Below are 26218 nucleotides of genomic sequence, written 5' to 3'. Positions count from 1 at the left end.
GACTAGAATTTTTTATTTTTCAGGTATGCCATGTAAATCTAACATTCCATAAAAATTATTTAGCTTAGATCAAGTTGTCCAGGAACTTCGACATTTTCATTTTGAAGTTCCTGCACAGATCTAAATAATTGACCAAAATTATATCGCCATTGGAGTGCAAAGCTCATTCCAATTTTTCCGTCAAGTGGACCTGTTTTTAGTCGATCCCATTCTATTGCATTAGGAGCTCTACCAGCATCAACTAAAAAGTCTGTAACCCAACAATCTGCTGCAATTATTACTTGATGCCAAAGTGGTCTTCCGTGCAAAATTCTGGCAATTGCATCTTTTTCGGAGTCAGGAATTGGGATCTTGCCATTTTCTTCTCGCACCTTGTTTTTTTCGTCGAAATCTAATAATGAAGCTTCTATTATCTTGGCAATAGATTCCTCACATTGAAGTACATTAATTGCTTTTAATAATTGCAAACCCCTCCAGTCACTTTGATTTACATACGCTAAAAATCCAAATAGTCGCTTTGCTTTTCCTTCATCCCCATCTGCTAGAATAAACTCTCTATTCTTCTTCGCTAGTCTACAAAGATTTGCATCAGCTATTTCTGAGCCTCGGAGATATTTCCATTCACTAACTTGAAGAGTTAATGATGTTTTCTTTTTAGCTTCTTGGTAATCTGTAAGCAGAATAATGGCATCGTGTTGATTGCCATAAAGTCGCTCATAAGCCGTAAAGTAGGGTTCGCTTGTGCAGAAATTTTTTGAAGGCGACTTGATGCCAAGATCTAGATCAGGTAAGTCAACACCGCGAGCAGGATTTATCTTAAACTCCATATTTGCACCTAGTTTTTGATTTATCATATTTTCTAGGACAGCAACAAAGATCATTTCTAATACACTTCCAACAGTTTTGCCATCATAATTTGGAAGTCTACCTTCATCTTTAAGGATGGAATACCAGTGGGGTAGATTTCCTCCACGCCCTAAGCGATTTAAAGTGGTTTCAAGTTTCTCTACTTCAATTCCCTTTAATCCCTTATTGAGGTTCATCATGAGTCCATCAAGATTCTCTTTAACAAATTGACGTAGCTCTTCTTTAGTTGGCATGATCAAATATCTCTAATTGGTTTATTGCTGGCCATAGATCTTCATTTTTATCAGGAAAAATTCGTCCAAGTATCCACTCAACCATTGGCGGCGGAACGGCATTTCCATATAACTCGTATTGATTATATGTCGATACTACTTGACAATGATGATCGGGGAATCCTTGGATTCTTGCGTACTCATAATTTGTTAATCGGCGGAATTTTTCACCGACTTTATAGCGCTCATAATGTCTACTTGTTGAAGCGGTAAGTGTTGGAGAAACTCCATTAATTCCGTAAATCGTATATCCCATTCTTGCTCCACCGCCCTGATTGCTTATAATTTCTACACCTTGATAATATCTATTGACGGGAGTGTTATTTGCTAACCAAGATAAAGTCGTTTCTGTGAAGTCAAAATCAGATGGTACTTCTGAGCTTAATATATCCCTTAATAATACAGGCGGCGCAGCATCGGAAAATTTATTGACATTGCATCCCAAAAATTTTCCTTCTTTAGCCAGTCCCCAGTTAGGAAAAGCTTTTCCATGCACATTAATTTCTTGCCAACGACTTGGGTCCCTAGCCAAGATTAAATGCCCAGAGCTTAGTTGATCAATATCACTTTTTGGCAGCAAGCGAATTTTTGGTTCATGATCTCTTATCCCTGTAATAAACAGTCTTTGCCGGTTTTGAGGTAGGCCAAAATGTATCGCATTAATTAAACGCCACTCTACACAATATCCTAAAGTTGAAAGTTCTTGGAGTATGGTTGCGAAATGCTCTCCATTTTCCATAGAAAGTAGACGTTTAACGTTTTCGAGAATGAAATATTTAGGCTTATTTTTATCTAAGGTTTTTACTATTGATTGAAATAGTGTACCTCTGGGGTCACGAATACCCTCTTTTTTTCCCGCACTACTGAATGGCTGGCAAGGAAAGCCTGCAGTAAGGAGGTCGTGATCTGGAATTTTATCAAAAAAATCTTTGATATCGCCTCTGTGAAGCACGGATGTTCCAAATTGGCTTGCATATACATCGCAAGCCAAAGTTTTTATGTCATTAGCAAATACTGTCCTAATGTTCTTGTTATCACATGCTAATCGAAATCCGCCAATGCCAGAAAAAAGTTCAACGGCTTTCAAATAAGTACCTCCTTTAGTAAATGTGTGCATGTATACCTGATAATTAAATACTGCATTAAGAGTGGTTTAATTTATTTCAATTTGTGGATTGGTTCTTGTAAGAGAATAATATTCTAAATGTGAAGTAAAAAACTTCTCTTCTGGTACAATATCTTTACAAATAATCGAAAATTTAAGCTGTCTGATATGCTCAGACACTTCAACTATATATTTAAATCGATGCAATGCATGTTTTTTAAAGGATTTTTCAATGGCTAACTCATCACAGGCAAAAAAGAGAGCAAGGCAAGCAATTGTAGCAAGGAATCATAATGCAAGCTTGAGGTCTGCTTATCGTACATCATTAAAAAAAATCAGACTTGCTATCAGTACAAAGGATAAGAGTGCGGCCCTGTTATCGTTCCAATTAAATACTAAGATTATTGATCGGATCGCTGATAAGGGCATATATCACAAGAATAAGGCTGCTAGAGATAAAAAGCGGTTGTCAGCATCTATAAAAGCACTGGCATAGTGCTCCGGATAGTCAGGCTATAACTTTTGACTTCTTGAGAGTGCGTTTTGCATTTTCTAGCAAGCAGGATATTTTTTTGCCGGAGTACTCCACTAAATGCGACGCTAATTCCAGATGAGGTCTGCGCAGATTTCTATTCACCTTGCAGTAAAACTTTGAAGCCAGTGTTGAGACTTGATTGCAAAAGAACGCAATAACAAAGAAAAAGGCCTCCCGATTGGGAGGCCTTTTTAAATTGGTGGTGATGGGGGGACTTGAACCCTCGACCCCAGGATTATGAATCCTGTGCTCTAACCAGCTGAGCTACATCACCGGGTACTGTTGAAACAAGCCCGCTATTGTATTTTCTGAGCGGGTCTTTGTCAAAGCCAAACTGCGCTTTTTTATTGGCCTGGCGGCGAATTACACGTTAAAGCGGAAGTGGACGACGTCGCCATCCTGCATGATGTATTCCTTGCCTTCCAGGCGCATTTTTCCGGCTTCCTTGGCGCCTTGTTCGCCTTTGTTTTTCACAAACTCTTCGTAGGCGATAACTTCGGCGCGGATGAAGCCGCGTTCGAAGTCGGTGTGGATGACGCCAGCGGCTTGCGGGGCGGTGGAGCCGCGTTTTACGGTCCAGGCGCGCACTTCTTTCACACCGGCGGTGAAGTAGGTTTGCAGGCCGAGCAGGCTGTAGGCGGCGCGGATAACGCGATCCAGGCCGGGTTCTTCCAGGCCGAGTTCGGTGAGGAACATGGCTTTGTCTTCGTCTTCCAGATCGGCGATTTCGGATTCGATCTTGGCGCAGATGGCGACCACGGGGGCGTTTTCTGCTTTGCCGAGGTTCACAACCTTATCCAGCAGCGGGTTGTTCTCAAAGCCGCTTTCGTCCACGTTTGCCAGATACATGACAGGCTTGACGGTGATCAGGCACAGGGGCTTGATCAGTTGCAGCTGGTCGGCATCCAGGCCCAGGGTGCGCACGGGCTTGCTTTCGTCCAGCCATTTCTGGATTTTCTCAAGTACCGCACACAGGGCGATGGCTTCTTTATCGCCGGACTTGGCTTTTTTGCCTTCGCGCTGCAGGGTTTTCTCTACGGTTTCCATGTCGGAAAGGGCGAGCTCGGTGTTGATGGTTTCGATGTCGTCCAGCGGGTCTACCTTGCCTGCGACGTGTACGACGTTGCCATCGTCAAAGCAGCGCACCACGTGGGCAATAGCGTCGGTTTCGCGGATGTTGGCGAGGAACTTGTTGCCCAGGCCTTCGCCTTTGGAGGCGCCTGCGACCAGACCGGCGATGTCGACGAACTCAACAATCGCGGGTTGTACTTTTTGCGGGTTGACGATGTCGATCAGCGGTTTGAGGCGCGGATCGGGCACTTCCACAATGCCGACATTGGGCTCAATGGTACAGAAGGGGTAGTTTTCCGCAGCAATACCGGCACGGGTAATGGCATTGAACAGGGTGGATTTACCAACGTTGGGTAGACCGACAATTCCGCATTTCATATGGCTCGCCTTTTTTGCTTAAACTGCTTTGGGTTTGGTGTGTAACTTGAGCATGGCTTGTTCAAAGCTGCCGGCCAGCAGCTGGTCGAGCAGGGCCACGCTATCTTCTATGGTGGTTTCTATCAGGCTCATTTCGGCCTTGGCTGGCGCATGCAGCACAAAGTTGACTACGGCTGCGCGCTCGCCCGGGTGGCCAATGCCCAGGCGCAAACGCCAGAATTCATTGGTGCCGAGGTGCGCGGCAATATCCTTGAGGCCATTGTGCCCGCCGTGGCCGCCGCCTTTTTTCATTTTGACCTGGCCGGGCGGGATATCCAGCTCGTCATGGATCACCAGGATCTCATGCGGCTCTATTTTGTAAAACTTGGCCAGCGCGCCTACCGAGCGGCCGCTGGCGTTCATGAATGTGGTGGGCTTGAGTAGCCAGGCTTCTGTGCCGCTGTGCTTGAGTTTGCCTGCCAACCCGTGAAACTTGGCTTCATTGGCGAGCTTGCTGCCGGATAATGCCGCCACGCGGTCTATCCACCAGAAGCCGGCATTGTGGCGCGTGTCTTCATACTCGCTACCGGGGTTGCCGAGGCCAACAAAGAGTTTGATGCCGTTCATGGGTTAAATCAGCTTGGGTTGTCTGTGCAGCAGTATAAATAAAGACGCGCGGTCCGAGTGTGCCAGTGATGGGCTCGGAACGCGCGCTTTAAGCCGCTTGCAGAAAAAACTTATTCTGCTGCTGGTGCGTCAGCGGTTTCTTCTTCAGCAGCTGCACCGCCACGTGGCACGGAGATGGATGCAACAGCTGCATCGTTTTCGTGTGCCAGTTGTACAAATTCAACGCCCTTAGGCAGCTTGATTTGTGACAGGTGGATGCTGTGGCCGGCTTCCAGGGTTGCCAGGTCAACTTCGATGAACTCTGGCAGGTCTTTTGGCAGGCAGCTTACGTCAGCTTCGGTCAGGATGTGGGTTACCACACCGCCAGACAGCTTCACGCCAGGAGCGATGTCCTGGTTGATGAAGTGCAATGGCACCTTCACGTGCAGCTTTTCAGTAGCGCTTACGCGTTGGAAGTCGATGTGCTGAATGGTGTTGCGTACGGGGTGCATCTGGTAGTCACGCAGAACAACTTGTTCCTTCTTGCCATCCAGGTTCAGAGTCAGGATGGAAGCGTGGAAAGCTTCGTGACGGAATTCCAGGAACAGCGCCTTGTGGTCAAACTCAACGCTAACTGCGTCTTTGCTTGCACCGTAGACGATGCCAGGCACCTTGCCTGCGCGACGAAGGCGGCGGCTCGCACCCGTACCTTGGTTTTCGCGCTTAACGGCGGTAATTTCGATTTGCATGGTACTACTCCTTAATTAACTGCTATCCGCGACCAGATAACAGGGTTGTGAGTGCAGGGCCTTGTGGGCTCTGCGCTCGAAACTTAATCCATAAACAGTGAGCTGACCGAGTCTTCGCGGCTGATGCGGCGGATGGTTTCGGCAAACAGCTCAGCGGTTGAAAGCTGGCGAATCTTGGGGCATGCAGCGGCATCGGCGCGCAATGGAATGGTGTCGGTGACCACCAGTTCATCGAGTTGCGAGCTGGTGATGCGCTCTACAGCCGGGCCGGACAATACCGGGTGGGTGCTGTAGGCTACCACTTTGGATGCGCCTTGCTCTTTCAGGGCAATGGCGGCTTCGCACAGGGTGTTGGCGGTGTCGACCATGTCGTCCATCAGCACACAGGTACGGCCGGCAACATCGCCGATAATGTTCATGACCTTGGCCACATTGGGCTTGGGGCGGCGCTTGTCGATAATCGCCAGGTCGGAACCCAGCTGCTTGGCGGCCGCACGGGCACGCACTACACCGCCAACATCGGGCGATACCACGACCAGATTTTCGTGCTTTTGCTTCAGCAGATCATCCAGCAGGATAGGGGTCGCGTAGATATTGTCGACGGGAATATCGAAGAAGCCTTGAATCTGGTCAGAGTGCAAATCCATGGTCAGCAGGCGGTTAACACCTACGCTGGTAAGCATGTTGGCAACGACCTTGGCGGTAATGGCAACACGTGCGGAACGCGGACGGCGATCCTGACGTGAGTAACCGAGATAAGGAATCGCTGCGGTGATGCGGCCAGCAGAGGAGCGACGCAGCGCGTCGACCATCACCATGACTTCCATCAGGTTGTCGTTGGTGGGCATGCAGGTGGATTGCAGAACGAAGACATCCTTGCCGCGCACATTGTCGAGCAGTTCAATCATGACTTCGCCATCGCTAAAGCGATCTACCGTGGCACGGCCAAGGCCGATACCCAGGTGGCTGACTACTGCTTCGGCTAGCTTGGGATTGGCTGTGCCGGTAAATACCATCATGTCGCCATTGGCCACAGTCGGGATTCCTTGTAGGTCAAAAAAATAAAAAAGCGTGTATAGCTACACGCTTTTAATGCATTCTGGCTGGGGAAGAAGGATTCGAACCTTCGCATGCCGGAATCAAAATCCGGTGCCTTAACCAGCTTGGCGACTCCCCATTTGATCTTAAATCTACACGTTTTTTACAAGGTCATAAAGTGGATGCTTTTCCAACCCTTTTGCCACACATGAAAACACCGGAAGACCCGCTATTTTCGATGGCACCTGAGCAAGAATCGCTTCTGCTTCTGCCTGGCTATCAACGCTGATGAACACTGAAGCGCCTGATCCGCTCATGCGTGCCGGTGAGAATTGATTTAACCAACTCAGACTGGCGCCGACTGCGGGATGCTGCTGGCAAACTACAGTTTCAAGGTCGTTGTGAACCATGCCCCTTGAAAAGTCCGCTATTGTCGTGAGTTTTGTATCCCTTGTCAATTCCTTCGACGCAAAAACTTCAGCAGTCGAGACGTTGACTTGTGGCGTCAACAGCACATACCACGCTGGATTCAAGGAGATAGGTGATAATTTTTCTCCTACACCTTCTGCCCAGGCATTCTGTCCAAACACAAATACCGGCACATCGGCGCCGAGTTGCAGGCCGAGGGTGATCAGGGTCTGGCGATCAAGCTGCAGATCCCATAGATGGTTCAGCGCCAGCAGCATGGTCGCCGCGTCAGAACTGCCGCCGCCCAGGCCGCCACCCATGGGGATGCGCTTTTCAATCTTGATATCGACACCGCGTTTACAGCCCGTGTGCTGTTGCAACAGGCGGGCGGCGCGCACGCACAGATCCCGCTCTGCCGGCACGCCGGGGACGTCGGTAATGCGGTTTACCTCGCCATCCTCACGTACGCGCAGTTGCAGCGTGTCGGAAAAATCCAGCAGGCGGAATACGGTCTGCAGCAAATGGTAGCCATCAGCGCGCTGACCGGTAATGTGCAGGAAGAGATTGATTTTGGCCGGGGCCGGATAGGTGTGAAAGTCGGTCATGGCGTTATGGCTTGGATTGCAATGCGCTGGTGTCATTGCTGTCATCGATATTCCAGCGCTCGACGATCAGCTTGAGATTCAGTTGCAGGCTTTTCATGTAAATTTTGTGGGGCAGGTCGTACTGGCCAACGCGCTGATACTGGCTGTATTCAATGTCCCAGCCATCCTGCTTCAGGCGGGTGAGGCGGCCCTGTTCATCCCATATCGCTTCATGGGGTGCGGCGGTGGGGCGGCCCAGCGCCCAGTCATGCAAACCTTGCATGGGCAGGCGCCAGCCCAGGTTTTGTTCGGTCAGGGTTTCGGCATCCTGCGCGCGCAGGGTTTTCTGGTCACTGGTCACCAGCGTGACGCCACCTGGGTCTTTATCTACGGTCGCGACTTGCGAGCCCAGGGGCGAAAATAGCGCCACATGGTCAGTGGCGGGCTGGTGATTCCAGGTAAAGCCGCCGGAGAAGCCCTGCTTTTGCGTCTGCACGCCTATGCGGCCTTTCAGGTCGAACGCTTGCAGGGTTTGCAGGCTGGCAAGGTGCTGGCGATGCACCTCTTCATTGGCCACCGGGCGCGATGGCGTGGTGGTACAGGCAGAAATCAAGAGGGCCGCCATGAAAAGCGGCCCCCGCAAAAGGACAGGCACGTTCATTTAGTTTTTAAATTTCTGCGCCGTCTTGATCAGGACTTCATTATCGGGAAATACCTTAAGGGCAGATTCCCAGGTTTGCACGGCTTCGTCCTTCTTGCCCTGGTGCCACAACACTTCGCCCAAGTGCGCGGCGATTTCGGGGTCAGGCTGCTGCGAATAGGCCTGGCGCAGGTAGTTGCTTGCAGCGTCCAGCTTGCCCATGCGGTATTGCACCCAACCCATGCTGTCGAGGATGTAGTGATCGTCCGGGCTCAGGGCCAGTGCTTGCTGAATCAGCTTGTGGGCTTCATCCAGCTTGAGGTTGCGATCCGCCAGGCTGTAGCCGAGAGCGTTGTAGGCTTGGGCAAAATCCGGCTTGAGCTTGATCAGCTTGCGCAGTTCTTTTTCAGCAATATCAAACTGACCGATGCGCTCGGCGGCCATGGCGTAGTCGTAAATGATCTCGGGGGTGTTAGGCAGCGTTGCAACGGTTTGCCCCAGAAGATCGTAAGCTTCCTGATAACGTTTCATCTTGCCGAGCAGGCTGGCCTGCATCTGCATGGAAAGCGCTTCCTGCTCGTTGGTCAACTCGGGAATATTGCGCAGTACCTGCAAGGCGGCATCAATACCCTGAGTGCGAGCCACAATGCCGGCAATGTTGAATTGCGCATCCAGATAACGATCACCCGGCTTCACGCGGTTGTACCAGGCCAGCGCCAGCTTGTCGTCATTCTGTTTCTCGGCGATTTGGCCCAGGTAGATAAACACCTGATCCGGGTTTTTGAAACCAGCGGCCAGCGCATCCTGAAAGTATTTTTCCGCATCGCCAAGTTCATTGGCCTGAATCGACAGCAGGCCGACAACAACCATGATTTCAGGATTGTTCTTGGACGCGGAAATCAGCTTGATGAACTCAGGTTTGGCTTCGTCAAAGCGTTTTTGGTTGATCAGCAGGCGCGCCATGGTCAGCCGGACTTCGTTGGCATTTTCATTGGCGCTGAGGAATTGCTTGTAGAAATTGATGGCAGCGTCTGGCGATTGCAAATACAGGATCTGGCCTTTGAGCAGCGCGCTCATTTCCCAGCCTGGGCTCAGCTTCTCTGCGGTATCAAGCTCGCTCATGGCAAGCTCTACCTTGCCCGCGGCAAGTGCCGAATTGGCAATGGTGAAATGGGCTTCCGGCAGATCAGGGTAGGGCGCTGCCAGCTCTTGCACCAGCGTCAGCACCGCGTTTTTGTCGGTCTGCTTTGCCAGCAGGCTGTTCAGGTAAAGAAAGCCATTGGCACGGGTGTCTTCTTTCGCCAGCAGTTTCTGCAAGAAAGGCTTGGCTTCATTGAGCTTGCCCGCATTCACGAATAATTCGGTGCTGGCTTGCTGCGCTTCGGTTGAGCTCGGGTCTAGCTCGCTCCACAGGCTCACTGCTTGTGAGACCAGGCGCGGCTTGTTGCCGTACACGGCGGCTTTGGCAGCGCGCTCAGCCAGGCGCGGGTCGCGGCTGGATTTGGCCAGATCGAGAAAAATCGAGCTGGCAAGTTCGAGATCGCCCCGTTGCCCGGCGACTTCGCCAATCAGATACTTATAAACAAAGGCGCCCGTCAGCTCGGTTTGTGGAGCGGGGGCAGGCTTGGACTTGGCAGATTCTGATTTGGATGGCTCGGCTGCCTGAGCAGAGAGGCTGGCAATGGAGGCCAGACTTAACAAAACAGCTAGCGTGAGTTTGCGGGGATTAGGCATGAGTGAAAAGTGTTCTCGATACTCGGTGTGGTTGCGATAAATTCTGGCTGATGGCTTAAATGCTTAGTCCGTGACAGTGTTTGCAAGTTCATCCATAATGATTTCTGACTATAGCTTTTTGGATAGAACTTTCCAATAGAATTTAATTCTATTTGCATGTACTTTGACTATATGACCCCTAACGCTTGACAGTTGTCAGGCGTTTTTTTAATTTAGCAGCCCTTCACCCGGAGTGTACCAACTTCAATTATGACTACTGTAACCGTTGAGGCCCGCGAGCTTACGCGCATCTATGGGGGGCGCGAAGCAGTTCGCGATGTGAGTTTTACCCTGAACAAAGGGGAAGTCTTGGGTTTTCTCGGGCCGAATGGTGCGGGCAAGTCCACTTCCATGAAAATGCTGACCGGCAACCTGGCGCCAAGCAAGGGTAGCGTCAAGATCTGTGGTATCGACATGATCGAGAACCCCAAGGAAGCCAAGGCGCTGATTGGGTATTTGCCAGAGCAGCCACCGCTTTATCGCGAGCTGACCGTCGATGAGTTTTTGGCGATTGCGGCGCGGTTGCACCGGGTGAGTGGCAGTCATGTCAAAAAGGCCGTGCGCATTGCCAAAGAGCGATGTGGTCTGACAGAGATGGGTGGCCGCCTGATTGAAAATCTCTCCAAGGGTTACCAGCAGCGCGTTGGTATTGCCCAGGCCATCATCCACAATCCCATGGTCGTCATTCTGGACGAGCCTACCGTCGGTCTCGATCCTATCCAGATTCGTGATATTCGTAACCTGATCAAGGAATTGGGTGGCGAGCACAGCGTGATCCTCTCTACTCATATCCTGCCTGAAGTTGAAATGGTCTGTGACCGCGTGCAGATCATTCACAAAGGTCAGATGGTGTTCAATGGCTCCATTGATATCCTGAAACAGCAGCGTCATGGCAACCGCCTCCTGGTGGGCTTGAGCCGCGCTCCTGCCAATGAAGAATTGCTGAAAATCCCCGGGATCACATCGGTGGAAACCCTGCCTAGCGGCCTCTTGCGTGTTCGTCATGCCGAAGGCGGCGCCCCGGCCGAATTGCTGGTGCAGGCTGCGGTTAATCAGAACTGGGGTCTTTACCAGATCAATCCTGACCAGACCAGTCTGGAAGAAGTCTTCGTTCAACTCACCTTCCAGGAGCAGGCTGCTTAAGCCCGCTCTGCTGATAGAAAGCGTTTGTCATGATTTTCAATATCACCAGAAAAGAATTGAAGAGCCTGTTCTCCTCGCCCATGGGCTGGGTGGTGCTGGCTTTGTTGCAATTCGTCTTCGGTACCTTCTTCCTGAATGGTATCGAACAATACTTCCAGACCATGTCCGGGGCTATTCGTCCTGAGCAGCGGATTGGCGTAACCGAGTTCGTCGGCGGCAATATTTTCGGCATTGCTTCGTTTGTGATGCTGTTTGCCGTGCCTTTGCTGTCGATGCGCCTGATCAGTGATGAGCGTCGCCAGCAGACGCTGACCTTCCTGTTCAGTGCCCCCCTGTCGCTGACAGAAATCGTGGTTGGTAAATTCCTGGGCCTGGTTACGTTTCTGTCCATCGTGATTTTCTTCCTGGCGGCCATGATGTCCACCTTGAATTTCTGGGCTGAGATCGACTTTGGGTATATTGCTGCCAACGTGATAGGCCTGTGGCTGCTGGTTGCGAGTTTTTCCTCGCTGGGGCTGTATGTTTCCAGCCTGACGCAGCAACCGATAGTCGCCGGCATCATCAGTTTTATTGCCTTGTTTGCCTTGCTGCTGCTGGATAACTTCATGGCAGGCGATCCTACCGGCACCATGTCTTACCTGTCGCTGATGCGCCACTTTGAGCCGTTCTCTCGCGGCTTGCTGGATACACGTGATGTGGCTTATTTCCTGTTGTTTATTGTCACTTTCCTGACCTTGACAGTGCGTCGCCTGGACGCTGATCGTCTGCGCGGCTAACTGGGTACCCCTATGAAAACGAATCGTAAACTCCGCTTCCAGTTGTTCATGCAAAACAGTGTGTTTGTTTTGCTGTTTCTGGCTCTTATTTTCCTGTTGGGCTATCTGTCGCATGAGTACCATGTGGCGCAGGACATCACCCAGAGTTCACGCAACACCCTGACCGAAGGCAGCGTTAATGTCCTGAAGCAGATGAAGGGACCGGTGGAAATCACCGTGTTCGTCTCCAAGGACGAGGCCTATCGCAAGACCATCAATGACTTCATTTCGCGTTATCAGCGCTCCAAGCCTGATATTAAGATCACCTGGGTAAACCCGGCCGAAGAGCCCAAGCTGGCGCAGGATGCCGGTATCAAGGCCGAGGGCGAACTGGTGGTGGACTTCAACAAGCGTACCGAACACCTGACGCCACCGTATGTTGAGCAGGACATGACCAATCTGCTGGTACGCCTGTCGCGTACCAACCAGCGTGCCGTGATGTATCTGGATGGCCATGGCGAGCGCAACCTGATCGGCATCAAGAATCATGATCTGGGCGAGTTTGGCCGTCAGTTGCAGAAGAAGGGCTTCAAGCTGGCCAATCCTGATCTGACCATTGCGCAGGGCGTGCCAACCAATGGCGCCATGCTGGTGATTGCCAGTCCGCAGGTGGATGTATCCGAAGTTGAAGCCAAGAAGATCAAGGAATACCTGGATGCAGGTGGCAATCTGCTGTGGTTGCTGGACGATGAAAACACCCATGGCTTGCAGAATATTGCCGAATACCTGGGCCTGGAAATCACGCCAGGGATGGTGATAGACCTGACGTCTGCCCAGTACGGTGCGGATTCCAAGATCGCCTTTGCCAGCCAGTACGGTGAACATCCGATTACCAAGAACTTCATGCTGCGCACCTTGTTCCCCGAGGCGCGCATGCTGGATGCGCGTGGTACCGATGAGAATGGCTGGCAAGTCAGCCATCTGGTGGAAGTGGCCCCGAACGGCTGGCTGGAAACCGGCAAGATCGATGGCAAGGTGAGCTTTGATGACAAGAAGGACATCCACGGCCCGATCAATGTGGCGGTCGCCATGGAGCGCAAGTATGGCAAGAAAGGCCAGCGCGTAGTTGTGGTCGGTAACGGCAACTTCCTGTCCAACACCTTTGTTGGCAATGGCGGCAACCTGGACCTGGGCATCAATATCGTGAACTGGCTGGCCGGTGACGATAACCTGATCACCATTCAGCCCAAACCCCTCAAGGACGTGAATATCTCCATTCCCAAGGAAGGCTGGGGTCACTTTGCCGCACAAGTGGTCTTTATCCCTGTGTTTGGTGTATCGCTGGGCCTGTTCCAGTTCATACTGCCGCTCGCCTTGCTGGTGGCTGGTGTGAGCATCTGGTGGCGGAGACGCAAGGCATGAAATCGCGCTGGATAGTCAATCTGATTCTGCTGGCACTGGTTGCCGGTATCGTGAGCTTTCTTTACCTGCGCCCCAAGCCGGTGGAGGAAAAGAAAGCCCAGCAGGCCATCGCCATTTCCAATCTCAAGATTGGTGGCTTCAGCCATGTCAGCATCGAGTTTCCGGCCCGGGCTGGCGTGGAGTTCGAGAAGATTGATGGCTACTGGCACATCGTCAAACCATTCAAGGCTCGCGCAGACCAGATGGCGGTGCAACGCATTCTGGCCATCGTGGCAGCTGAGAGTAACGATAAATTTCCGGCGAGCGATCTCGGGCGTTATGGCCTGGATCAGCCCAAGATCAAGGTGAAGCTGGATAACGAAGAGTTCCTGTTCGGCACTTACAACCCGGTCAGCAGTGATCAGTATGTGGCTTACAAGGATGCGGTGTATCTGGTCTCCAGTTCTTACTCCGACTTTGCGTCTGTGCAGGTGGAAGAGGCCATCGACAAGAATCTGCTGAAACCCACCGAAAAAGTCGCCGGTTTTGATTTTTCGCGCCTGGAGCAGTGGGAGTCTGTGCGTCTGAATGTGGATATCAAGGACGGCAAGTGGACGACCTCGGTGCCGGATGCCAAGCTCACGCAAAACGACATGAACGAGTGGTTTGATACCTACTGGAAAAATGTGGATGTCAAATCGGTGGAGCCGTATACCCCTGATCGCAAGGCGAGCTATGCGTCGTTCGAGGTGAAGCTGCAGGATGGTTCCAAAGTACATTTCGACCGCATCCAGGAGGCGCCTGAGGTCATCCTTGGCCGCCCGGATGAAGGCATGATGTATCACTTGCCTGCCGACTTTGGCTTTACGCTGCTCAACCCTCCTGTTACCACCAACAGCAAGTAACACGCTTCATGCCTGAACTACCGGAGGTCGAAACTACCATGCAGGGCCTGGCCCCGCTGGTCGGCCAGCCGGTAGCCAAGGTTATCATCCGTCATCCCACCCTGCGTTGGCCCATCCCGGCCGATCTGGTGCATACCCTTCCGCAGCAGACCCTGAAATCGCTCACGCGTCGCGCCAAATACATTCTGGCGCAATTTGATACCGGTTATCTCTTGCTGCATCTTGGCATGTCGGGCCGCATCTGCCTGCTCGCGCAGGATGAGCCTGCCGCCAAGCATGATCACTTTGACCTGCATTTTGCCGATGGGCAGGTGTTGCGTTTGCGGGATCCGCGGCGTTTTGGAGCAGTGTTATGGGCAGGAGCAGACCCTGCGCAGCACGCGCTCTTAAATGTGCTGGGGCCGGAGCCGCTGGAATCCGCCTTTGATGGCGACTGGCTGTATCGCCAGTTTCGCACGCGCAGCGCCCCGGTTAAAAATGCCATCATGGATAGTCATCTGGTAGTCGGCGTGGGCAATATCTACGCCAGTGAATCGCTGTTTCGCGCGCGCATTCATCCGCAAACGCCTGCCAACCAACTGAGTCGGCAGGCATGTGACCGACTGGCCGCGGAGATCAAGGCTACCCTGACCGATGCGCTGGCAGCCGGAGGCAGCAGCCTGCGTGATTTCTTTGGCGCAGATGGTAATCCGGGGTATTTTCAGCAGGAGTACTTCACTTACGCACGCACAGGCGAGGCCTGCAAGATATGCAGCACGCCTATCCAGAACGTGCGGCTGGGGCAGCGCTCGACTTTCTTCTGCCCGCGCTGCCAGCCCAAACCCTAGTTTTTAGTGACCTGGCAGATGCCCGGATTGGCCAGCGTGGCCTGTCGGCGTGTGCGGGTGAGCCGCATGCCGATGCAGGTATTCCGCTTCTGTGTGGCCAGGTTTGCCTATCTTCTGCGGTAACAGGGAGCCCACCACCATGCCGATGGCGCTGACGGCCAGCCCTATCATCTGCGGCGGTATCAGGCTGTCTTCTCCCAGCAGCACTTCCAGCAATATCCAGCTGCTGACGCCGCCGATAATCGCTGCCAGTGCGCCCTGACTGTTGGCCCGCTTCCAGAAGGCGCCGAAGAATAGCGGCACAAACGCGCCTGCCAGGGTGATCTTGTACGCGGATTCCACCATGCCAAAAATGGATAGCTCTGAATTCAGCGCATAAAACAGCACGCAGCCTGCAAAACCAATCAAACAGATACGCATGACTTTCAGGAAGCCTCGATCGGTGAGGTGGGGCAGAAATCCACGCACGATGTTCTCGGCAAACGAGATGGAGGGCGCCAGCAGCGTGGCTGACGAACAGCTCATGATGGCCGACAGCACGGCGCCAAAGAAAATCACCTGTGCCAGCAATGGCGTGTGCTGCAGGACCAGCGTTGGCAGTACACGCTGCGAGTCCTCGGCGATCAGGCCATTAAAGAAGGCGGGATCGATAATGGTGGCCGCATAGGCAATAAACATGGGCACAAAGGTAAAACAGAAGTAGACCGAGGCACCGAGTACTGAGCCCCAGATGGCGACCTTGGCGCTTTTGGCTGAGGTGATGCGCTGGAATACGTCCTGCTGGGGAATGGAGCCCAGCATCATGGTCATCCATGCACCGAGGAAGCCCACCCATTGCCAGATATCCAGTGGCGGGAAAAATTCGAGCTTGCCAGCGGCGCGGGCGTGATCAATCACCGGCGCCACCCCGCCGGTCATGCCAGATACGATGTAGCCGATGTAGAGCAGGCCGCCGATGATGACGGTCATCTGTACAAAGTCGAGAATGGCGACGGAGAGCATGCCGCCGAATGTGGTGTAGGTCAGCACAATGGCGGTGCCGAGTATCATGCCAGCCTCCTGGCTGACAGCACCTTGCGTGATCATGTTGAAAATGAGCCCCAGCGCTTTGATCTGCGCGGCAACCCAGCCGAGGTAGGACACCACAATGGCTAGCGTGGTCAGTACTTCTACCGTGCGGTTATAGCGCATGCGATAGAAATCGCCCAGGGTGATGATGTTGAGTTTGTACAGCTGGGTGGCGAAGAAGAAACCGGCGATCACCAGACACAGACTGGAGCCGAAGGGATCTGCCACCACGCCGCGCAGACCTTCCTGTACAAAGGTGGCGGAAACGCCGAAGACGGCTTCGGCGCCGAACCAGGTGGCGAATACAGTTGCCATGACCACGGGTAATGGCAGGTGCCGGCCGGCGACGGCGTAGTCCTTGGTATTCTTGACGCGGGTGGCTGCAATGAGACCGATGCTGATGGAAACCAGCAGATAAAGAACCACAAACCAGATCAGCACGCTTTCATGTCCTTATTCCTGATAAAGCCGTCATTCAAACTGACGGAAGTAAAGGCATTCGCCACTCAAAGTGCGCCGTCTCATGTCGAGTTCAGGCTGGTTTTTCGAGGGCTTTTTTTCAACATGGATTCTAGCAAAAACTATGCTTGGGCGAGTATTTTGCGCGCCTTAATTGATGCGGTTTCCCCATCTATTTTATGAAATGTCAGGGCGCGGTCTGCGGTATGCTAATGAATTGCATGGATCGAAGTCTAAACTGTGCTGAAAAAACGTCGTTACAGGTATATGAGGAGCCCACGACATCATGCCAAACACGAATAAATCTCTGAGCGAATGGGTAGATTTTCTCAGCCACGCGGATATCCCGGTGCTGAAGTACACCTCGCGAGAGCTTGCCAGACTTCAGCTGGATGAAGATTCTCTGAGTGGCCGTGCCATTTTTTCTGTGGTGATTCAAGACCCGATGATGGTGTTCCGCCTGCTGCGTTATATGCAAACCCATAAGCACAAAAGCCAGCTGCAAGACCTGGTGCAGATTGAGCATATCGTCATGATGCTCGGGACCGAAAAGTTTTTTCAGGATATTCCGGCCAAACCCATCGTTGAAGAAGTGCTGCACGACAACTTGCCAGCCCTGACGCATTTGCTGCGTTTGGTGCACCGGGCCCATAAAGCTGCGCATTATGCACTGGATTGGGCCGTGCGCCTGTATGACCTGCACGCCGAAGAAATCCGTACCGCAGCCTTGCTGCATGATCTATCCGAAATTCTGATGTGGTGCTTTGCCCCGGACAAGATGATGGAGATTTTTGAACGGCAGCACGCCGATAAAACCCTGCGCAGCCAGGCTGTGCAACAGGAGGTACTGGGTTTCCGTCTGCTGGATTTGCAACTGCAGCTGGCCGAAGTGTGCGAATTGCCCCCGCTATTGCTCAGGCTGATGAAAGATGGCGCCAGCGGTGAGCAGCGCGTGCGCAATGTGACGCTGGCGGTCAATCTTGCCCGCCATGCTGCGCATGGCTGGGATGATGCTGCCTTGCCGGATGATTATCGCGATATTGCGGAGTTGTTGCGGGTAGATGTGGCCAAGGTGCGGCACTGGGTGGGAGCCCCGGCCATCGGCGAATAGGCTTGATGGGCTGGGTCAGTTAAGTTGTATTTACCACAGCGGGCCTGACTGTTATGTCAGGCCCGCTGTGCATTCTGGCCCACAAAATCCTGTTAGAAAAACCGAACGGCTTCCAGCGCCAGCAGGCCAATAAGCGCCACGGCCAGCGCGCTCAGCACCCAGGTCTGACGCTGCTGCTGACGGCGCAATTGATGCAGCTCCTTGACCAGATGCGGGTTCTGCTCGCGTTGCAGAAAATCATCAATGCGACGCGGCAGCATGGGCAGGATGGCTCCCCAGGTTGGGGCCTCCTGTTGTACGCGTTTTAACACACTGCGCCAGCCTATCTGCTCCGACATCCAGCGCTCAAGATAAGGCTGCGCTGTTTTCCAGAGATCGAGTTGCGGGTCAAGATCGCGCCCCAGGCCTTCCACATTCAGCAGGGTTTTTTGCAGCATGGTGAGTTGCGGCTGAATTTCTACACCAAAGCGACGCGAGGTCTGAAACAGCCGTAGTAACACGCGGCCAAATGAAATTTCGCTGATCGGTTTATCAAAAATCGGCTCGCACACGGCGCGGATGGCGGTTTCAAACTCTTCCAGCGGCGTATCTTTTGGTGCCCAGCCGGATTCGATGTGGGCGCGCGCTACTTCACGGTAATCCCGGCGGAAAAAGGCCAGGAAGTTGCGTGCCAGATATTGCTTGTCTATTTCCGTCAGGCTGCCCATGATGCCGAAATCGAGCGCCACATAACGCCCATCCGGTGCCACCTGAATATTGCCGGGATGCATGTCGGCATGGAAAAACCCATCGCGGAATACCTGGGTAAAGAAAATCTCCACGCCATCCCGCGCCAGCTTGGGAATATCCACGCCTATGCTGCGCAAATGGGCTACCTGGCTGATGGGGATGCCGTTCATGCGATCCATCACCATCACTTGTTCGCGACACCAGTCCCAGTAAACATCCGGTACCAGCAGCAGGCGTTTGTCCTTGAAGTTGCGGCCGAGCAGGCTGCAATTGGCGGCTTCCAGCATCAGGTCGAGTTCGCTGTGTATATGCCTGGCAAACTCGGCAACCACTTCGCGCGGTTTCAGGCGGCGGCCATCGGAAGATACTTTGTGGAACAGCCATGCCGCGCTATCCAGCAGGGCCAGGTCTTTTTCAATGATCGTGCCTATGCCAGGGCGCAGAATCTTGACGGCGACCTCACGACCACCAGGCAGGCTGGCAAAATGCACCTGCGCCACCGAAGCGCTGGCGATGGGGGCAATGTCAAAGCGCTCAAACACCTGCGCCACCGGCATGCCATAGGCTGCTTCCATGATGGCGGCGGCTTGCTCGTAGGGGAAGGGGGGCACGCGATCCTGCAGTTTGGCGAGCTCATCGGCAATGTCCAGCGGAATCAGGTCGCGGCGCGTGGAAAGCATCTGGCCGAACTTGACGAAAATGGGCCCCAGCGCTTCCAGTGCCAGTCGCAGGCGTTCTCCGCGCGGGGCGCTTATCGGGCGCCAGAATAGCAGGGCGCGAATCAGCGTTTGTGCCGGGCGCAAGCGGCTGTGGCCGAGGATGAATTCATCCAGGCCGTAGCGCAGGGTGATGACGATAATCTTGAGCAGTCTGAAAAAGCGCATGCCGTTATTCTTGAGGTTGGGTTGGGGTAATGAGCGTGAAAGATTGACCCGCTCAGGACTGCTTTTGCAGCAAGGCATCCAGCCGGGCGCTGAGTTTTTCGATGTGCTTTTCCAGGCGGCCGACGTCGTCGCGCAGGGTGTCCACATCACGGTTGAACGCTGCCACATGGCGCTTCTTGGCGATCAGCGGTTGTTCTTCCTGCCAGAATTCAGCCGCCATTTCGGTCAGGTTCACCGCCTGCTTGCGCGTGGCGGCGACACCTTCCTGCAGGCGTTGGCTGATCTGGCTGGCGGCTACATCGCCCACGACGTGGCTCAGGTCTTCTTCGTAATCCCACGACATGGCTTGCAGGACCTTGCCCAGCGCGATGGCAAATTCGGTGTCGCCTTCCAGCACGATTTCGCTATGGGCAGAGGCATCTTTTGCCAGCAGGCGCAAAGCGAGGGAAGGGCTGATGCGCATGCTGGCATCATAAACCGCGGTGTCGCCTGCCATGGCAAGACCGCCATCCTCCAGCACGACGAGCGTGGCGCTGACCGGAAACAGCTGCAAGCGGATATGCTTGCCAGCGTAAGGTTGCAGGTGCGGCCGTGCCCAGCTGTTCTGCTTGATGAGATGGCCCAGCAGACGTGTCAGCAGCGGTTTGATCATGCGGTTTTCCATCCTTTGTGCAGGGCGACCACACCGGCGGACAGGTTGTAGTAATCCACCTTGCCAAAACCGGCATCCAGCATCATTTGCTTGAGGGTTTCCTGATCGGGGTGCATGCGGATGGACTCGGCCAGATATTGATAACTGGCGGCATCTTGCGCCAACAGCTTGCCCATCAGCGGCAGCAGCTTGAAAGAGTAGGCGTCATACAGCGGCGCCAGAGGCTTCCATACTTGCGAGAACTCCAGCACCAGCAGGCGGCCGCCGGTCTTTAGTACACGGTGCATTTCGGCCAGGGCACGGTCTTTGTGCGTCATGTTGCGCAGGCCAAAGGCGACAATCACACAGTCAAAATGCTGGTCAGGGAAGGGCAGTTTCTCGGCATCGCATTGCAATGCAGGAACGGCAACGCCTTCATCCATCAGGCGGTCACGACCTACGCCCAGCATGGAGGCGTTGATGTCGGTGAGCACCACGGTACCTTCACTGCCGACCTTGCGCGAAAATAGCCGTGACAGATCGCCACTGCCGCCGGCGACATCCAGCACACGGTCGCCTGCCTTCACACCGCTGATTTCGACGGCAAAACGCTTCCAGGTGCGGTGCAAGCCCGCTGACATCACGTCGTTCATCAGGTCATATTTGCGCGCCACGGAGTGAAACACCTCGCCTACCTTGCGGGCTTTTTCGTGTTCTTCCACCGTCTGGAAGCCAAAATGGGTTTTATCGGTCATCGTGTGTTCCTTATGCGTTGCTGTCTGTCTTGCGTTTTACGCCGGCCATCTCAAGGCGGCCTATGTAGTCGCGCCACAGGGCTTCGTAGTGGCTGGCGAGTTCGTAGAGATAATCCCAGGAGTAAAGCCCGGTGTCGTGGCCATCCGAGAATGTGAGTTTGACGGCGTAATTGCCGACCGGGCTGATGGCAGTGATGTTGACGTCTTCCTTGCCGATTTGCAGGGTTTCCTGCCCGGGCCCATGTCCGCGTACTTCAGCGGAAGGGGAGTAAACACGCAGAAATTCGCAGGACAGCATGCAGGTCGTGTTGTCATCGAATGTAATCTCGAGCAGGCGCGATTTCTGATGCAGGCGAATGTCGGTTGGGCGCGGGGAATCCGGGGTTAATCCACTCATGAGACGTGTGACTGGGCTAAAAAGTTGATGATAGCAGAATCATCGAATCTGGATTCAGATATCTCCCCTTTCCAGCCCGTGCATAAGCACGCCAGATAAGGGCTTTCGTGTTGCGGGAGATTGGCAGGAACTGACAATATACGCCTGATTTGTTTGACTTAAAAATCGGGCATGCTAGAGTGGTGTGAATAATAAAGTGTGGTGGGGGTACCATGGCAGAGAGTAAGTTGGCGCATCAGTTCGCGGCCTATAGCGAATGGCGCAAAGCCCTGATGAATACGGTGCAGGATTACCGCCAATGGCTGAACGAACAGGAGCTGAACGACGCCCAGATTGATCAGCGTTTGCAACAGCTGCTCGAGCGTCTGCGTGAAGACAAGCTGAATGTCGCTTTTGTCGCCGAATACTCCCGTGGCAAGTCTGAACTCATCAATGCCGTTTTCTTTGCCGATTATGGGCAGCGCCTGCTGCCATCCAGTGCTGGCCGCACCACCATGTGCCCGACCGAACTGCTTTACGACCCCGCCAAGCCCGCTTGCCTGCAGTTGTTGCCGATTGAAACACGCGCTTCTGACGCGACCACCACCGAATACAAGCGCTACCCTGAAGAGTGGCGTGTGATCGAATTCAAGATTGACGATAGCGACAGCATGATCGAGGCCTTCAAGGAGGTCAGCACCACCAAGTCGGTCAGCCCGGAAGAAGCCGAGCGCTATGGCCTGTTTGACCGGAATAACCCGGAGGACGCGCTTAACCTGAATGCCAACGGCACCGTAGATGTGCCTTGCTGGCGCTATGCCGTGATCAACTTCCCGCATCCCTTGCTGGAGCAGGGCCTGGTCATCCTGGATACCCCTGGCCTGAATGCGATTGGTACCGAGCCGGAACTGACGCTGAATATGCTGCCTAACGCGCATGCCGTGCTCTTTATTCTGGCGGCAGATACCGGTGTCACCAAATCGGAAATCGACGTCTGGCGCCAATACATTAGCGGTACCCGCTGGAAGCAGAAGGGCCGTCTGGCGGTGCTGAACAAGATTGATGGCTTGTGGGATGAACTCAAGGATAGCCAGAGTATCGAAGATGAAATCAAGAAGCAGGTGCAGACCAGCGCAGAATTGCTTGGGCTGGACGCAGGCCAGATTTTCCCGATCTCGGCGCAGAAGGGTCTGCTTGCCAAAGTGAATGGCGACGCGGCGCTGTTGCAGCGCAGTCGCTTGCCTGAGCTGGAAAAAGCGTTGTCGGATGAGCTTATCCCTTCCAAGAAACAGATTGTGCAGGAATCTACCCAGAGCGAAATTGATGATCTCTTGGGCAATTCGAGCCTGATTCTGGATTCGCGTCTGCAAGGGCTCAGCGAGCAGCTGGATGAGCTCAAGGGCCTGCGCGGCAAGAATGAGGATGTGGTTGAGCACATGATGAACAAGGTGAAGGTCGACAAGGAAAACTTCGAGAAAGGCTTGCAGCGCTTTCAGGCGCTACGCAGCGTGTTTTCGCAGCAGACCAATCGGCTGTTTAGCCTGCTGGGCATGGAGGCCTTGCGCGAGCAGGTGACGACCACCCGCAACAAGATGATTGCCGCGACCTTTACCAAAAACATCCGCAGTGCCATGGATGAGTTTTTTGCGGATCTGAAAACCCGCATGCAAAGCTCGGAAACGCAGATCGAAGAGATCAAGAAAATGATGGACGCGATGTATGAGAAATTCAATCAGGATCACGGCCTGCGCAAGTCCGATGCGCCGTCATTCTCCATGCTGCGCTACCAGAAAGAGCTGGCAAAGCTGGAGCGTGCGTACAAGGAGCAGTTCAATACCACGCTCAACATGATCACCAATGAAAAAATGACGCTCACCTCCAAGTTTTTCGAGACGCTGGCAACGCGCGTTATTCACGTCTATGAAATTGCCAATCGCGATGTGGAAAACTGGCTCAAGGCCGTGATCGCGCCCATGGAATCGCAAGTGCGCGAGCACCAGCTGCAACTCAAGCGCCGGCTGGAGAGCATCAAGCGTATTTATAAAGCCACGGATACTTTGGAAGACCGTATCGGGGAGCTGGAGAGTATTGAAAGCGGTATCCGCCAGCAATTGGCAGACTTGGAAAACCTGCGGCAGCAGATGTATGCCGCGCTCGCATCCGTGCAGGATGATGCTCCCCTGACGCAAGCGGCATGAACGTTACCACGCTTCTTTTCCTGTTGGGCATGACCGTGGTGTTCATTGTGATCGCCGCGTTTGGTATTCTGTGGGCAATCAAAAGTGGACAGTATGATGATATGGAAGGGCCCGCCCAGCGTATCCTCATGGACGATGATGACCCCATGATTCCATTTAATCGCTTGAAGCAAGCGCCTAAAAATACTAAAATCGACGAATAACAATACAACTTGTGAGGTTTTTGAAATGAAGGATTACAAGTCCTGGTTCACCTTTGCCAATCTGCCGCTGACCATTGTTGTTTTGCTCATTACATGGTCCTGGATGAGCGCTTTGTCGGTCATGATTTTCGGCTAAGACGGTACTGGATTCAGAATATAAAAAAGCTGCTCTCGGGCAGCTTTTTTATTGCGTGTTGTTACGAAGCTGGATCACCATGCATGGCCCCGTCGGCCAAGAAAAAACCCGGCACCAGGCCGGGTTTTTTAAGTCAGCATTTTAAATGCCAGGCTCAGGCTGCACTCAGCATACCCTTCATTTTTTGCATGGCTTTCTGCTCAATCTGGCGAATACGTTCTGCCGATACACCAAACTCGGCTGCCAGATCATGCAGCGTTGCACTATTGTTTTCCTGTAACCAGCGGGCTTGCACAATTCGGCGGCTACGATCATCCAGGCTTTCCAGCGCGTGAGCCAAGCCTACGGTCTGGTTATGCTCCGCTTCGCGTTCGGCCAGCAGTTCGGAAGGCTCAGGCTGTTGATCTTCAAGATACGCAATCGGGCTGAAGCTGTCTTCGCTGTCATCATCGCTATTACCTTCCAGCGAAATCTCATGGCCGCCCATGCGCGACTCCATCTCCACGACCTCTTCTGGCTTGACCTTGAGTTCACGGGCGATATCCGCTACTTCGTCTGGGCTCAGGGTATGGCTGTTTTTCTTCATGCTGCGCAGGTTGAAGAACAGCTTGCGTTGAGCCTTGGTGGTAGCGACTTTGACCAGGCGCCAGTTGCGCACGATGTACTCGTGAATCTCGGCTTTGATCCAATGCATGGCAAATGAGACCAGACGCACGCCACGATCAGGATCAAAGCGACGCACAGCCTTCATTAGACCGACGTTGCCTTCCTGAATCAGATCAGCTTGTGGCAGACCATAACCAGAGTAGCCACGGGCAATGCTGGCGACCAGGCGCAAATGCGACACGATGAGGCCTTTGGCAGCATCAATGTCATTGTCCTTGCGCAGGCGGGTTGCCAGATCGTACTCTTCCTCGGCGCTTAATACAGGAAACGCCTTGATCGTACGAAGGTACTGATCAAGACTGTCCAGTGAAGACACTGAAGGAATTGTCAGGGCATTTGTCATAGGGTTAATCTCGCTCATGAAATTGATTTTAGCACTCCCTCTTTGAGAGTGCTAGTGGTGAAAAGTTTCCTTATTTTCGATGGATTGTTTGTCGATGATTTCGCCGCCAACGCATGAGTCTCATGCAGAGGTGAGGCAAGATTGATAAGAATCCAAATGAGTGAATTTCCATCTCTTTTTTTGAATGAATGCGGCATTCATACTATTTGAAAAAGCATACTAAACAGTATAGTATTTGTGCATGGAAATACTGAACAGTTCATGGTTGCTACGCATGCTGGATAGCAGCGCGAAAAAACCTGCCGATAAGCTTCTCTCGCTGTTTTCCTGTTTGGAAACATGGCTTGGTGCGCCTGGCATCAGGGAGCAGTTTGTTTCCGAGTTTAAAGCCGAGCATATGCTTAATCAGCAATGCCCAGCGCTCGCGGCAAGGCTCACAGAGCTTGCCAGCCAGGCCAAAATAGCAAAGCCGGATGTGTTCGTGGCGCAAGTGCTGATTCTTCTGCAAGGGGCATTGACGGAGGAGGTTCGTAACCCGGGCCTGGGAGCGCTCAATGCGGCCAGAATTGCGGCAAAGGCAATACTTGAGGATGCCGTCAAACGACCGAAGTTGAAATCAACATGGACGTACTGGAGCGGTGGCGCTGTGGCGGGCGTGCTGATCGCCGTGGGGGGCTACCTGGTCGGGTCGCAGATAGCGGTGGAAGCTTCTGCGGATTATCAAGCTGCATATAACAGAGCCATGTTGGAGACTTCGCCCATCAGTCCCGATTTGCTTGCCAAAGTGATGGCTCTGCAAGCGGAGATCGATTCCGGGCATTGTCCTGCTCCCCAACTCTTTGCCATGCCGCAGGATCAGGCGGCTGCCTACATGAATACCATTACCTATCGAGCATCCATGCATCCTTTGCAGGATAGTGAAAGGCTCACCAAATTTCTGGTTTGGTATAAACAGAATCGTGAATGGGAGTGTTACTTCCCTCCGTCAAACGGCCATACGGCTGTCTCTTGGGTTCCCACAGGAAAACAATATGGCTACTAAGATGCGCGAATATATTCTGGAGGTCGCTTCGGATCTCTTTCTGACGCAAGGGATCAATGCCACGAGTGTGGATGCGATCGTCGCCAAAGCCGATATCGCGAAGGTAACCTTGTACAAATATTTCAAATCCAAGGAACAGCTCATACTTGAGTACCTGAAGGATTATGACGATAAGCTATGGAGTATCCTCGCCAAAGGCGATGAACACGCCGATGCCGAGACGCAATTGACTAATCTGGTCAGCAATCTTCTGGATTTGATCGGAGACCCTGATTTCAAGGGGTTTGCGTTTATTAACGCTGGTGTTGAGTTTCCGCAAAGTGATAGCGCGGTGCATCAGACATCGGTCGAATTTTCACGCAATTTGCGAAACCAGCTTGCCAAGTTGGCGAATGCCGCCGGTAAAAAGAATGCCGATGTTCTGGCCCTGCAACTACAGATGGTGATCGAAGGTGCTTCGGTCAGTAGTGAAGTACAGATCAAGACGGAGGCCATCAGGCATGCCAAAGATATGGCCAGGATACTGATAGCATCTGCCCCCTAGATAAATGACGCCTCGATAGCCGGAGGCGCCATTTCCC

At 53.0% G+C, this 26218-nt stretch carries 26 protein-coding genes and 2 tRNA genes; 11 read left to right on the top strand and 17 right to left on the bottom strand.

What is annotated here, in order from left to right; translation table 11 throughout:
* Window positions 1–59 precede the first annotated feature (59 nt).
* Complete coding sequence (locus tag MPQ_RS09975; protein ID WP_193373538.1) at window positions 60–1100, bottom strand: hypothetical protein; 1041 nt, start codon at window positions 1098–1100, stop codon at window positions 60–62.
* Window positions 1090–2226, bottom strand: coding sequence for a DNA cytosine methyltransferase (locus MPQ_RS13740; protein WP_013442813.1), 1137 nt, complete (start codon window positions 2224–2226; stop codon window positions 1090–1092). The genes MPQ_RS09975 and MPQ_RS13740 overlap by 11 nt, the downstream gene beginning before the upstream one ends.
* A 250-nt stretch (window positions 2227–2476) precedes the next feature.
* Between MPQ_RS13740 and rpsT the strand changes: the two genes are divergently transcribed.
* Window positions 2477–2740: a 30S ribosomal protein S20 gene (gene rpsT, locus MPQ_RS09970; protein WP_041362297.1), complete on the top strand. Its 264-nt coding sequence runs from the start codon at window positions 2477–2479 to the stop codon at window positions 2738–2740.
* Between the two features lie 236 nt (window positions 2741–2976).
* On the opposite strand, the gene MPQ_RS09965 is transcribed toward rpsT, so the two are convergent.
* The 9 genes from MPQ_RS09965 to MPQ_RS09925 all read right to left on the bottom strand — a co-directional run bounded on the left by MPQ_RS09965 (window position 2977) and on the right by MPQ_RS09925 (window position 9966).
* A tRNA-Met gene (locus MPQ_RS09965) sits at window positions 2977–3053 on the bottom strand.
* Between the two features lie 89 nt (window positions 3054–3142).
* Window positions 3143–4228 (bottom strand): redox-regulated ATPase YchF, encoded by a 1086-nt coding sequence (gene ychF, locus MPQ_RS09960; protein WP_013442812.1) that lies wholly within the window; start codon window positions 4226–4228, stop codon window positions 3143–3145.
* Between the two features lie 18 nt (window positions 4229–4246).
* Complete coding sequence (gene pth, locus MPQ_RS09955; RefSeq protein ID WP_013442811.1) at window positions 4247–4834, bottom strand: aminoacyl-tRNA hydrolase; 588 nt, start codon at window positions 4832–4834, stop codon at window positions 4247–4249.
* 110 nt (window positions 4835–4944) lie between these two features.
* Window positions 4945–5562: a 50S ribosomal protein L25/general stress protein Ctc gene (locus MPQ_RS09950; protein ID WP_013442810.1), complete on the bottom strand. Its 618-nt coding sequence runs from the start codon at window positions 5560–5562 to the stop codon at window positions 4945–4947.
* Window positions 5563–5645: 83 nt separating this feature from the next.
* Window positions 5646–6581 (bottom strand): ribose-phosphate pyrophosphokinase, encoded by a 936-nt coding sequence (locus tag MPQ_RS09945; protein ID WP_041362816.1) that lies wholly within the window; start codon window positions 6579–6581, stop codon window positions 5646–5648.
* An 81-nt stretch (window positions 6582–6662) separates the two neighbouring features.
* A tRNA-Gln gene (locus tag MPQ_RS09940) sits at window positions 6663–6739 on the bottom strand.
* Window positions 6740–6752: 13 nt separating this feature from the next.
* Window positions 6753–7613: a 4-(cytidine 5'-diphospho)-2-C-methyl-D-erythritol kinase gene (gene ispE / locus MPQ_RS09935; RefSeq protein WP_013442808.1), complete on the bottom strand. Its 861-nt coding sequence runs from the start codon at window positions 7611–7613 to the stop codon at window positions 6753–6755.
* 4 nt (window positions 7614–7617) lie between these two features.
* Window positions 7618–8217 (bottom strand): lipoprotein insertase outer membrane protein LolB, encoded by a 600-nt coding sequence (lolB, locus tag MPQ_RS09930; protein WP_041362295.1) that lies wholly within the window; start codon window positions 8215–8217, stop codon window positions 7618–7620.
* A 36-nt stretch (window positions 8218–8253) separates the two neighbouring features.
* Complete coding sequence (locus tag MPQ_RS09925; RefSeq protein ID WP_041362293.1) at window positions 8254–9966, bottom strand: tetratricopeptide repeat protein; 1713 nt, start codon at window positions 9964–9966, stop codon at window positions 8254–8256.
* A 249-nt stretch (window positions 9967–10215) separates the two neighbouring features.
* Between MPQ_RS09925 and MPQ_RS09920 the strand changes: the two genes are divergently transcribed.
* Genes MPQ_RS09920 through mutM form a run of 5 tightly spaced genes read left to right on the top strand, consistent with a single transcriptional unit; the run spans window position 10216 to window position 15036 of the window.
* Window positions 10216–11148, top strand: coding sequence for an ABC transporter ATP-binding protein (locus tag MPQ_RS09920; protein WP_015830599.1), 933 nt, complete (start codon window positions 10216–10218; stop codon window positions 11146–11148).
* A gap of 29 nt (window positions 11149–11177) precedes the next feature.
* Window positions 11178–11924, top strand: a complete 747-nt coding sequence (locus MPQ_RS09915; RefSeq protein ID WP_013442804.1) for an ABC transporter permease subunit — start codon at window positions 11178–11180, stop codon at window positions 11922–11924.
* Between the two features lie 12 nt (window positions 11925–11936).
* On the top strand, window positions 11937–13325 hold the full coding sequence (locus MPQ_RS09910) for a GldG family protein (protein WP_013442803.1): 1389 nt from the start codon (window positions 11937–11939) through the stop codon (window positions 13323–13325).
* Complete coding sequence (locus MPQ_RS09905) at window positions 13322–14209, top strand: DUF4340 domain-containing protein (protein ID WP_013442802.1); 888 nt, start codon at window positions 13322–13324, stop codon at window positions 14207–14209. Before MPQ_RS09910 ends, MPQ_RS09905 begins: the two co-directional genes overlap by 4 nt.
* 8 nt (window positions 14210–14217) lie before the next feature.
* Window positions 14218–15036 (top strand): bifunctional DNA-formamidopyrimidine glycosylase/DNA-(apurinic or apyrimidinic site) lyase, encoded by an 819-nt coding sequence (gene mutM, locus MPQ_RS09900; protein ID WP_041362290.1) that lies wholly within the window; start codon window positions 14218–14220, stop codon window positions 15034–15036.
* A 3-nt stretch (window positions 15037–15039) separates the two neighbouring features.
* Here mutM and MPQ_RS09895 read toward each other — a convergent pair whose 3' ends face one another.
* Entirely contained in the window at window positions 15040–16545 is a 1506-nt protein-coding gene (locus MPQ_RS09895; protein WP_013442800.1) for a sodium:solute symporter family protein, read from the bottom strand.
* A 304-nt stretch (window positions 16546–16849) separates the two neighbouring features.
* Here MPQ_RS09895 and MPQ_RS09890 point away from each other — a divergent pair, with 304 nt between their 5' ends.
* Window positions 16850–17674 carry an HDOD domain-containing protein gene (locus MPQ_RS09890; RefSeq protein WP_013442799.1) on the top strand — a complete coding sequence of 275 codons (825 nt, stop codon included), beginning with the start codon at window positions 16850–16852 and terminating at the stop codon, window positions 17672–17674.
* A gap of 92 nt (window positions 17675–17766) precedes the next feature.
* Here MPQ_RS09890 and ubiB read toward each other — a convergent pair whose 3' ends face one another.
* From ubiB to MPQ_RS09870, 4 genes are read right to left on the bottom strand one after another with little or no spacing between them, the layout of a single operon-like run.
* On the bottom strand, window positions 17767–19287 hold the full coding sequence (gene ubiB, locus MPQ_RS09885) for a ubiquinone biosynthesis regulatory protein kinase UbiB (protein ID WP_013442798.1): 1521 nt from the start codon (window positions 19285–19287) through the stop codon (window positions 17767–17769).
* Window positions 19288–19339: 52 nt separating this feature from the next.
* Entirely contained in the window at window positions 19340–19939 is a 600-nt protein-coding gene (locus tag MPQ_RS09880) for an SCP2 domain-containing protein (protein ID WP_013442797.1), read from the bottom strand.
* Window positions 19936–20673, bottom strand: a complete 738-nt coding sequence (gene ubiE / locus MPQ_RS09875; RefSeq protein WP_013442796.1) for a bifunctional demethylmenaquinone methyltransferase/2-methoxy-6-polyprenyl-1,4-benzoquinol methylase UbiE — start codon at window positions 20671–20673, stop codon at window positions 19936–19938. Before ubiE ends, MPQ_RS09880 begins: the two co-directional genes overlap by 4 nt.
* A gap of 10 nt (window positions 20674–20683) precedes the next feature.
* Window positions 20684–21070 carry a gamma-butyrobetaine hydroxylase-like domain-containing protein gene (locus tag MPQ_RS09870; RefSeq protein ID WP_013442795.1) on the bottom strand — a complete coding sequence of 129 codons (387 nt, stop codon included), beginning with the start codon at window positions 21068–21070 and terminating at the stop codon, window positions 20684–20686.
* A 212-nt stretch (window positions 21071–21282) separates the two neighbouring features.
* On the opposite strand from MPQ_RS09870, the gene MPQ_RS09865 reads away from it, so the two are divergent.
* Window positions 21283–23247, top strand: a complete 1965-nt coding sequence (locus MPQ_RS09865) for a dynamin family protein (RefSeq protein WP_015830590.1) — start codon at window positions 21283–21285, stop codon at window positions 23245–23247.
* Window positions 23244–23450, top strand: coding sequence for a cbb3-type cytochrome oxidase assembly protein CcoS (gene ccoS / locus MPQ_RS09860; protein ID WP_013442793.1), 207 nt, complete (start codon window positions 23244–23246; stop codon window positions 23448–23450). Before MPQ_RS09865 ends, ccoS begins: the two co-directional genes overlap by 4 nt.
* 290 nt (window positions 23451–23740) lie before the next feature.
* Here ccoS and rpoH read toward each other — a convergent pair whose 3' ends face one another.
* Window positions 23741–24595, bottom strand: a complete 855-nt coding sequence (rpoH, locus tag MPQ_RS09855; RefSeq protein WP_015830588.1) for an RNA polymerase sigma factor RpoH — start codon at window positions 24593–24595, stop codon at window positions 23741–23743.
* Window positions 24596–24836: 241 nt separating this feature from the next.
* Here rpoH and MPQ_RS09850 point away from each other — a divergent pair, with 241 nt between their 5' ends.
* Both MPQ_RS09850 and MPQ_RS09845 read left to right on the top strand, forming a co-directional pair.
* A complete protein-coding gene (locus MPQ_RS09850) occupies window positions 24837–25637 on the top strand; it encodes a hypothetical protein (RefSeq protein ID WP_041362285.1) in 801 nt (266 codons plus the stop codon).
* Entirely contained in the window at window positions 25627–26181 is a 555-nt protein-coding gene (locus MPQ_RS09845) for a TetR/AcrR family transcriptional regulator (protein ID WP_041362284.1), read from the top strand. Before MPQ_RS09850 ends, MPQ_RS09845 begins: the two co-directional genes overlap by 11 nt.
* Window positions 26182–26218: the final 37 nt, after the last annotated feature.

The sequence above is a fragment of the Methylovorus sp. MP688 genome (assembly GCF_000183115.1).
In the GTDB taxonomy this organism is placed as follows: Bacteria; Pseudomonadota; Gammaproteobacteria; order Burkholderiales; family Methylophilaceae; genus Methylovorus; species Methylovorus glucosotrophus.
This window is presented reverse-complemented; position numbering and strand designations above follow the sequence as displayed.

What these genes read in the sequence shown, in the direction of transcription:
- MPQ_RS09950 (WP_013442810.1), bottom strand. Translation starts at nt 5,562, where the DNA reads ATGCAAATCGAAATTACCGCCGTTAAGCGCGAAAACCAAGGTACGGGT.
- pth (WP_013442811.1), bottom strand. Translation starts at nt 4,834, where the DNA reads ATGAACGGCATCAAACTCTTTGTTGGCCTCGGCAACCCCGGTAGCGAG.
- MPQ_RS09945 (WP_041362816.1), bottom strand. Translation starts at nt 6,581, where the DNA reads ATGATGGTATTTACCGGCACAGCCAATCCCAAGCTAGCCGAAGCAGTA.
- MPQ_RS09845 (WP_041362284.1), top strand. Translation starts at nt 25,627, where the DNA reads ATGGCTACTAAGATGCGCGAATATATTCTGGAGGTCGCTTCGGATCTC.
- MPQ_RS09850 (WP_041362285.1), top strand. Translation starts at nt 24,837, where the DNA reads ATGGAAATACTGAACAGTTCATGGTTGCTACGCATGCTGGATAGCAGC.
- ispE (WP_013442808.1), bottom strand. Translation starts at nt 7,613, where the DNA reads ATGACCGACTTTCACACCTATCCGGCCCCGGCCAAAATCAATCTCTTC.
- lolB (WP_041362295.1), bottom strand. Translation starts at nt 8,217, where the DNA reads ATGGCGGCCCTCTTGATTTCTGCCTGTACCACCACGCCATCGCGCCCG.
- ubiE (WP_013442796.1), bottom strand. Translation starts at nt 20,673, where the DNA reads ATGACCGATAAAACCCATTTTGGCTTCCAGACGGTGGAAGAACACGAA.
- MPQ_RS09925 (WP_041362293.1), bottom strand. Translation starts at nt 9,966, where the DNA reads ATGCCTAATCCCCGCAAACTCACGCTAGCTGTTTTGTTAAGTCTGGCC.
- MPQ_RS09905 (WP_013442802.1), top strand. Translation starts at nt 13,322, where the DNA reads ATGAAATCGCGCTGGATAGTCAATCTGATTCTGCTGGCACTGGTTGCC.
- MPQ_RS09870 (WP_013442795.1), bottom strand. Translation starts at nt 21,070, where the DNA reads ATGAGTGGATTAACCCCGGATTCCCCGCGCCCAACCGACATTCGCCTG.
- MPQ_RS09890 (WP_013442799.1), top strand. Translation starts at nt 16,850, where the DNA reads ATGCCAAACACGAATAAATCTCTGAGCGAATGGGTAGATTTTCTCAGC.
- MPQ_RS09910 (WP_013442803.1), top strand. Translation starts at nt 11,937, where the DNA reads ATGAAAACGAATCGTAAACTCCGCTTCCAGTTGTTCATGCAAAACAGT.
- MPQ_RS09865 (WP_015830590.1), top strand. Translation starts at nt 21,283, where the DNA reads ATGGCAGAGAGTAAGTTGGCGCATCAGTTCGCGGCCTATAGCGAATGG.
- mutM (WP_041362290.1), top strand. Translation starts at nt 14,218, where the DNA reads ATGCCTGAACTACCGGAGGTCGAAACTACCATGCAGGGCCTGGCCCCG.
- MPQ_RS09920 (WP_015830599.1), top strand. Translation starts at nt 10,216, where the DNA reads ATGACTACTGTAACCGTTGAGGCCCGCGAGCTTACGCGCATCTATGGG.
- rpsT (WP_041362297.1), top strand. Translation starts at nt 2,477, where the DNA reads ATGGCTAACTCATCACAGGCAAAAAAGAGAGCAAGGCAAGCAATTGTA.
- MPQ_RS09880 (WP_013442797.1), bottom strand. Translation starts at nt 19,939, where the DNA reads ATGATCAAACCGCTGCTGACACGTCTGCTGGGCCATCTCATCAAGCAG.
- MPQ_RS09915 (WP_013442804.1), top strand. Translation starts at nt 11,178, where the DNA reads ATGATTTTCAATATCACCAGAAAAGAATTGAAGAGCCTGTTCTCCTCG.
- ccoS (WP_013442793.1), top strand. Translation starts at nt 23,244, where the DNA reads ATGAACGTTACCACGCTTCTTTTCCTGTTGGGCATGACCGTGGTGTTC.
- rpoH (WP_015830588.1), bottom strand. Translation starts at nt 24,595, where the DNA reads ATGACAAATGCCCTGACAATTCCTTCAGTGTCTTCACTGGACAGTCTT.
- MPQ_RS09975 (WP_193373538.1), bottom strand. Translation starts at nt 1,100, where the DNA reads ATGCCAACTAAAGAAGAGCTACGTCAATTTGTTAAAGAGAATCTTGAT.
- ychF (WP_013442812.1), bottom strand. Translation starts at nt 4,228, where the DNA reads ATGAAATGCGGAATTGTCGGTCTACCCAACGTTGGTAAATCCACCCTG.
- ubiB (WP_013442798.1), bottom strand. Translation starts at nt 19,287, where the DNA reads ATGCGCTTTTTCAGACTGCTCAAGATTATCGTCATCACCCTGCGCTAC.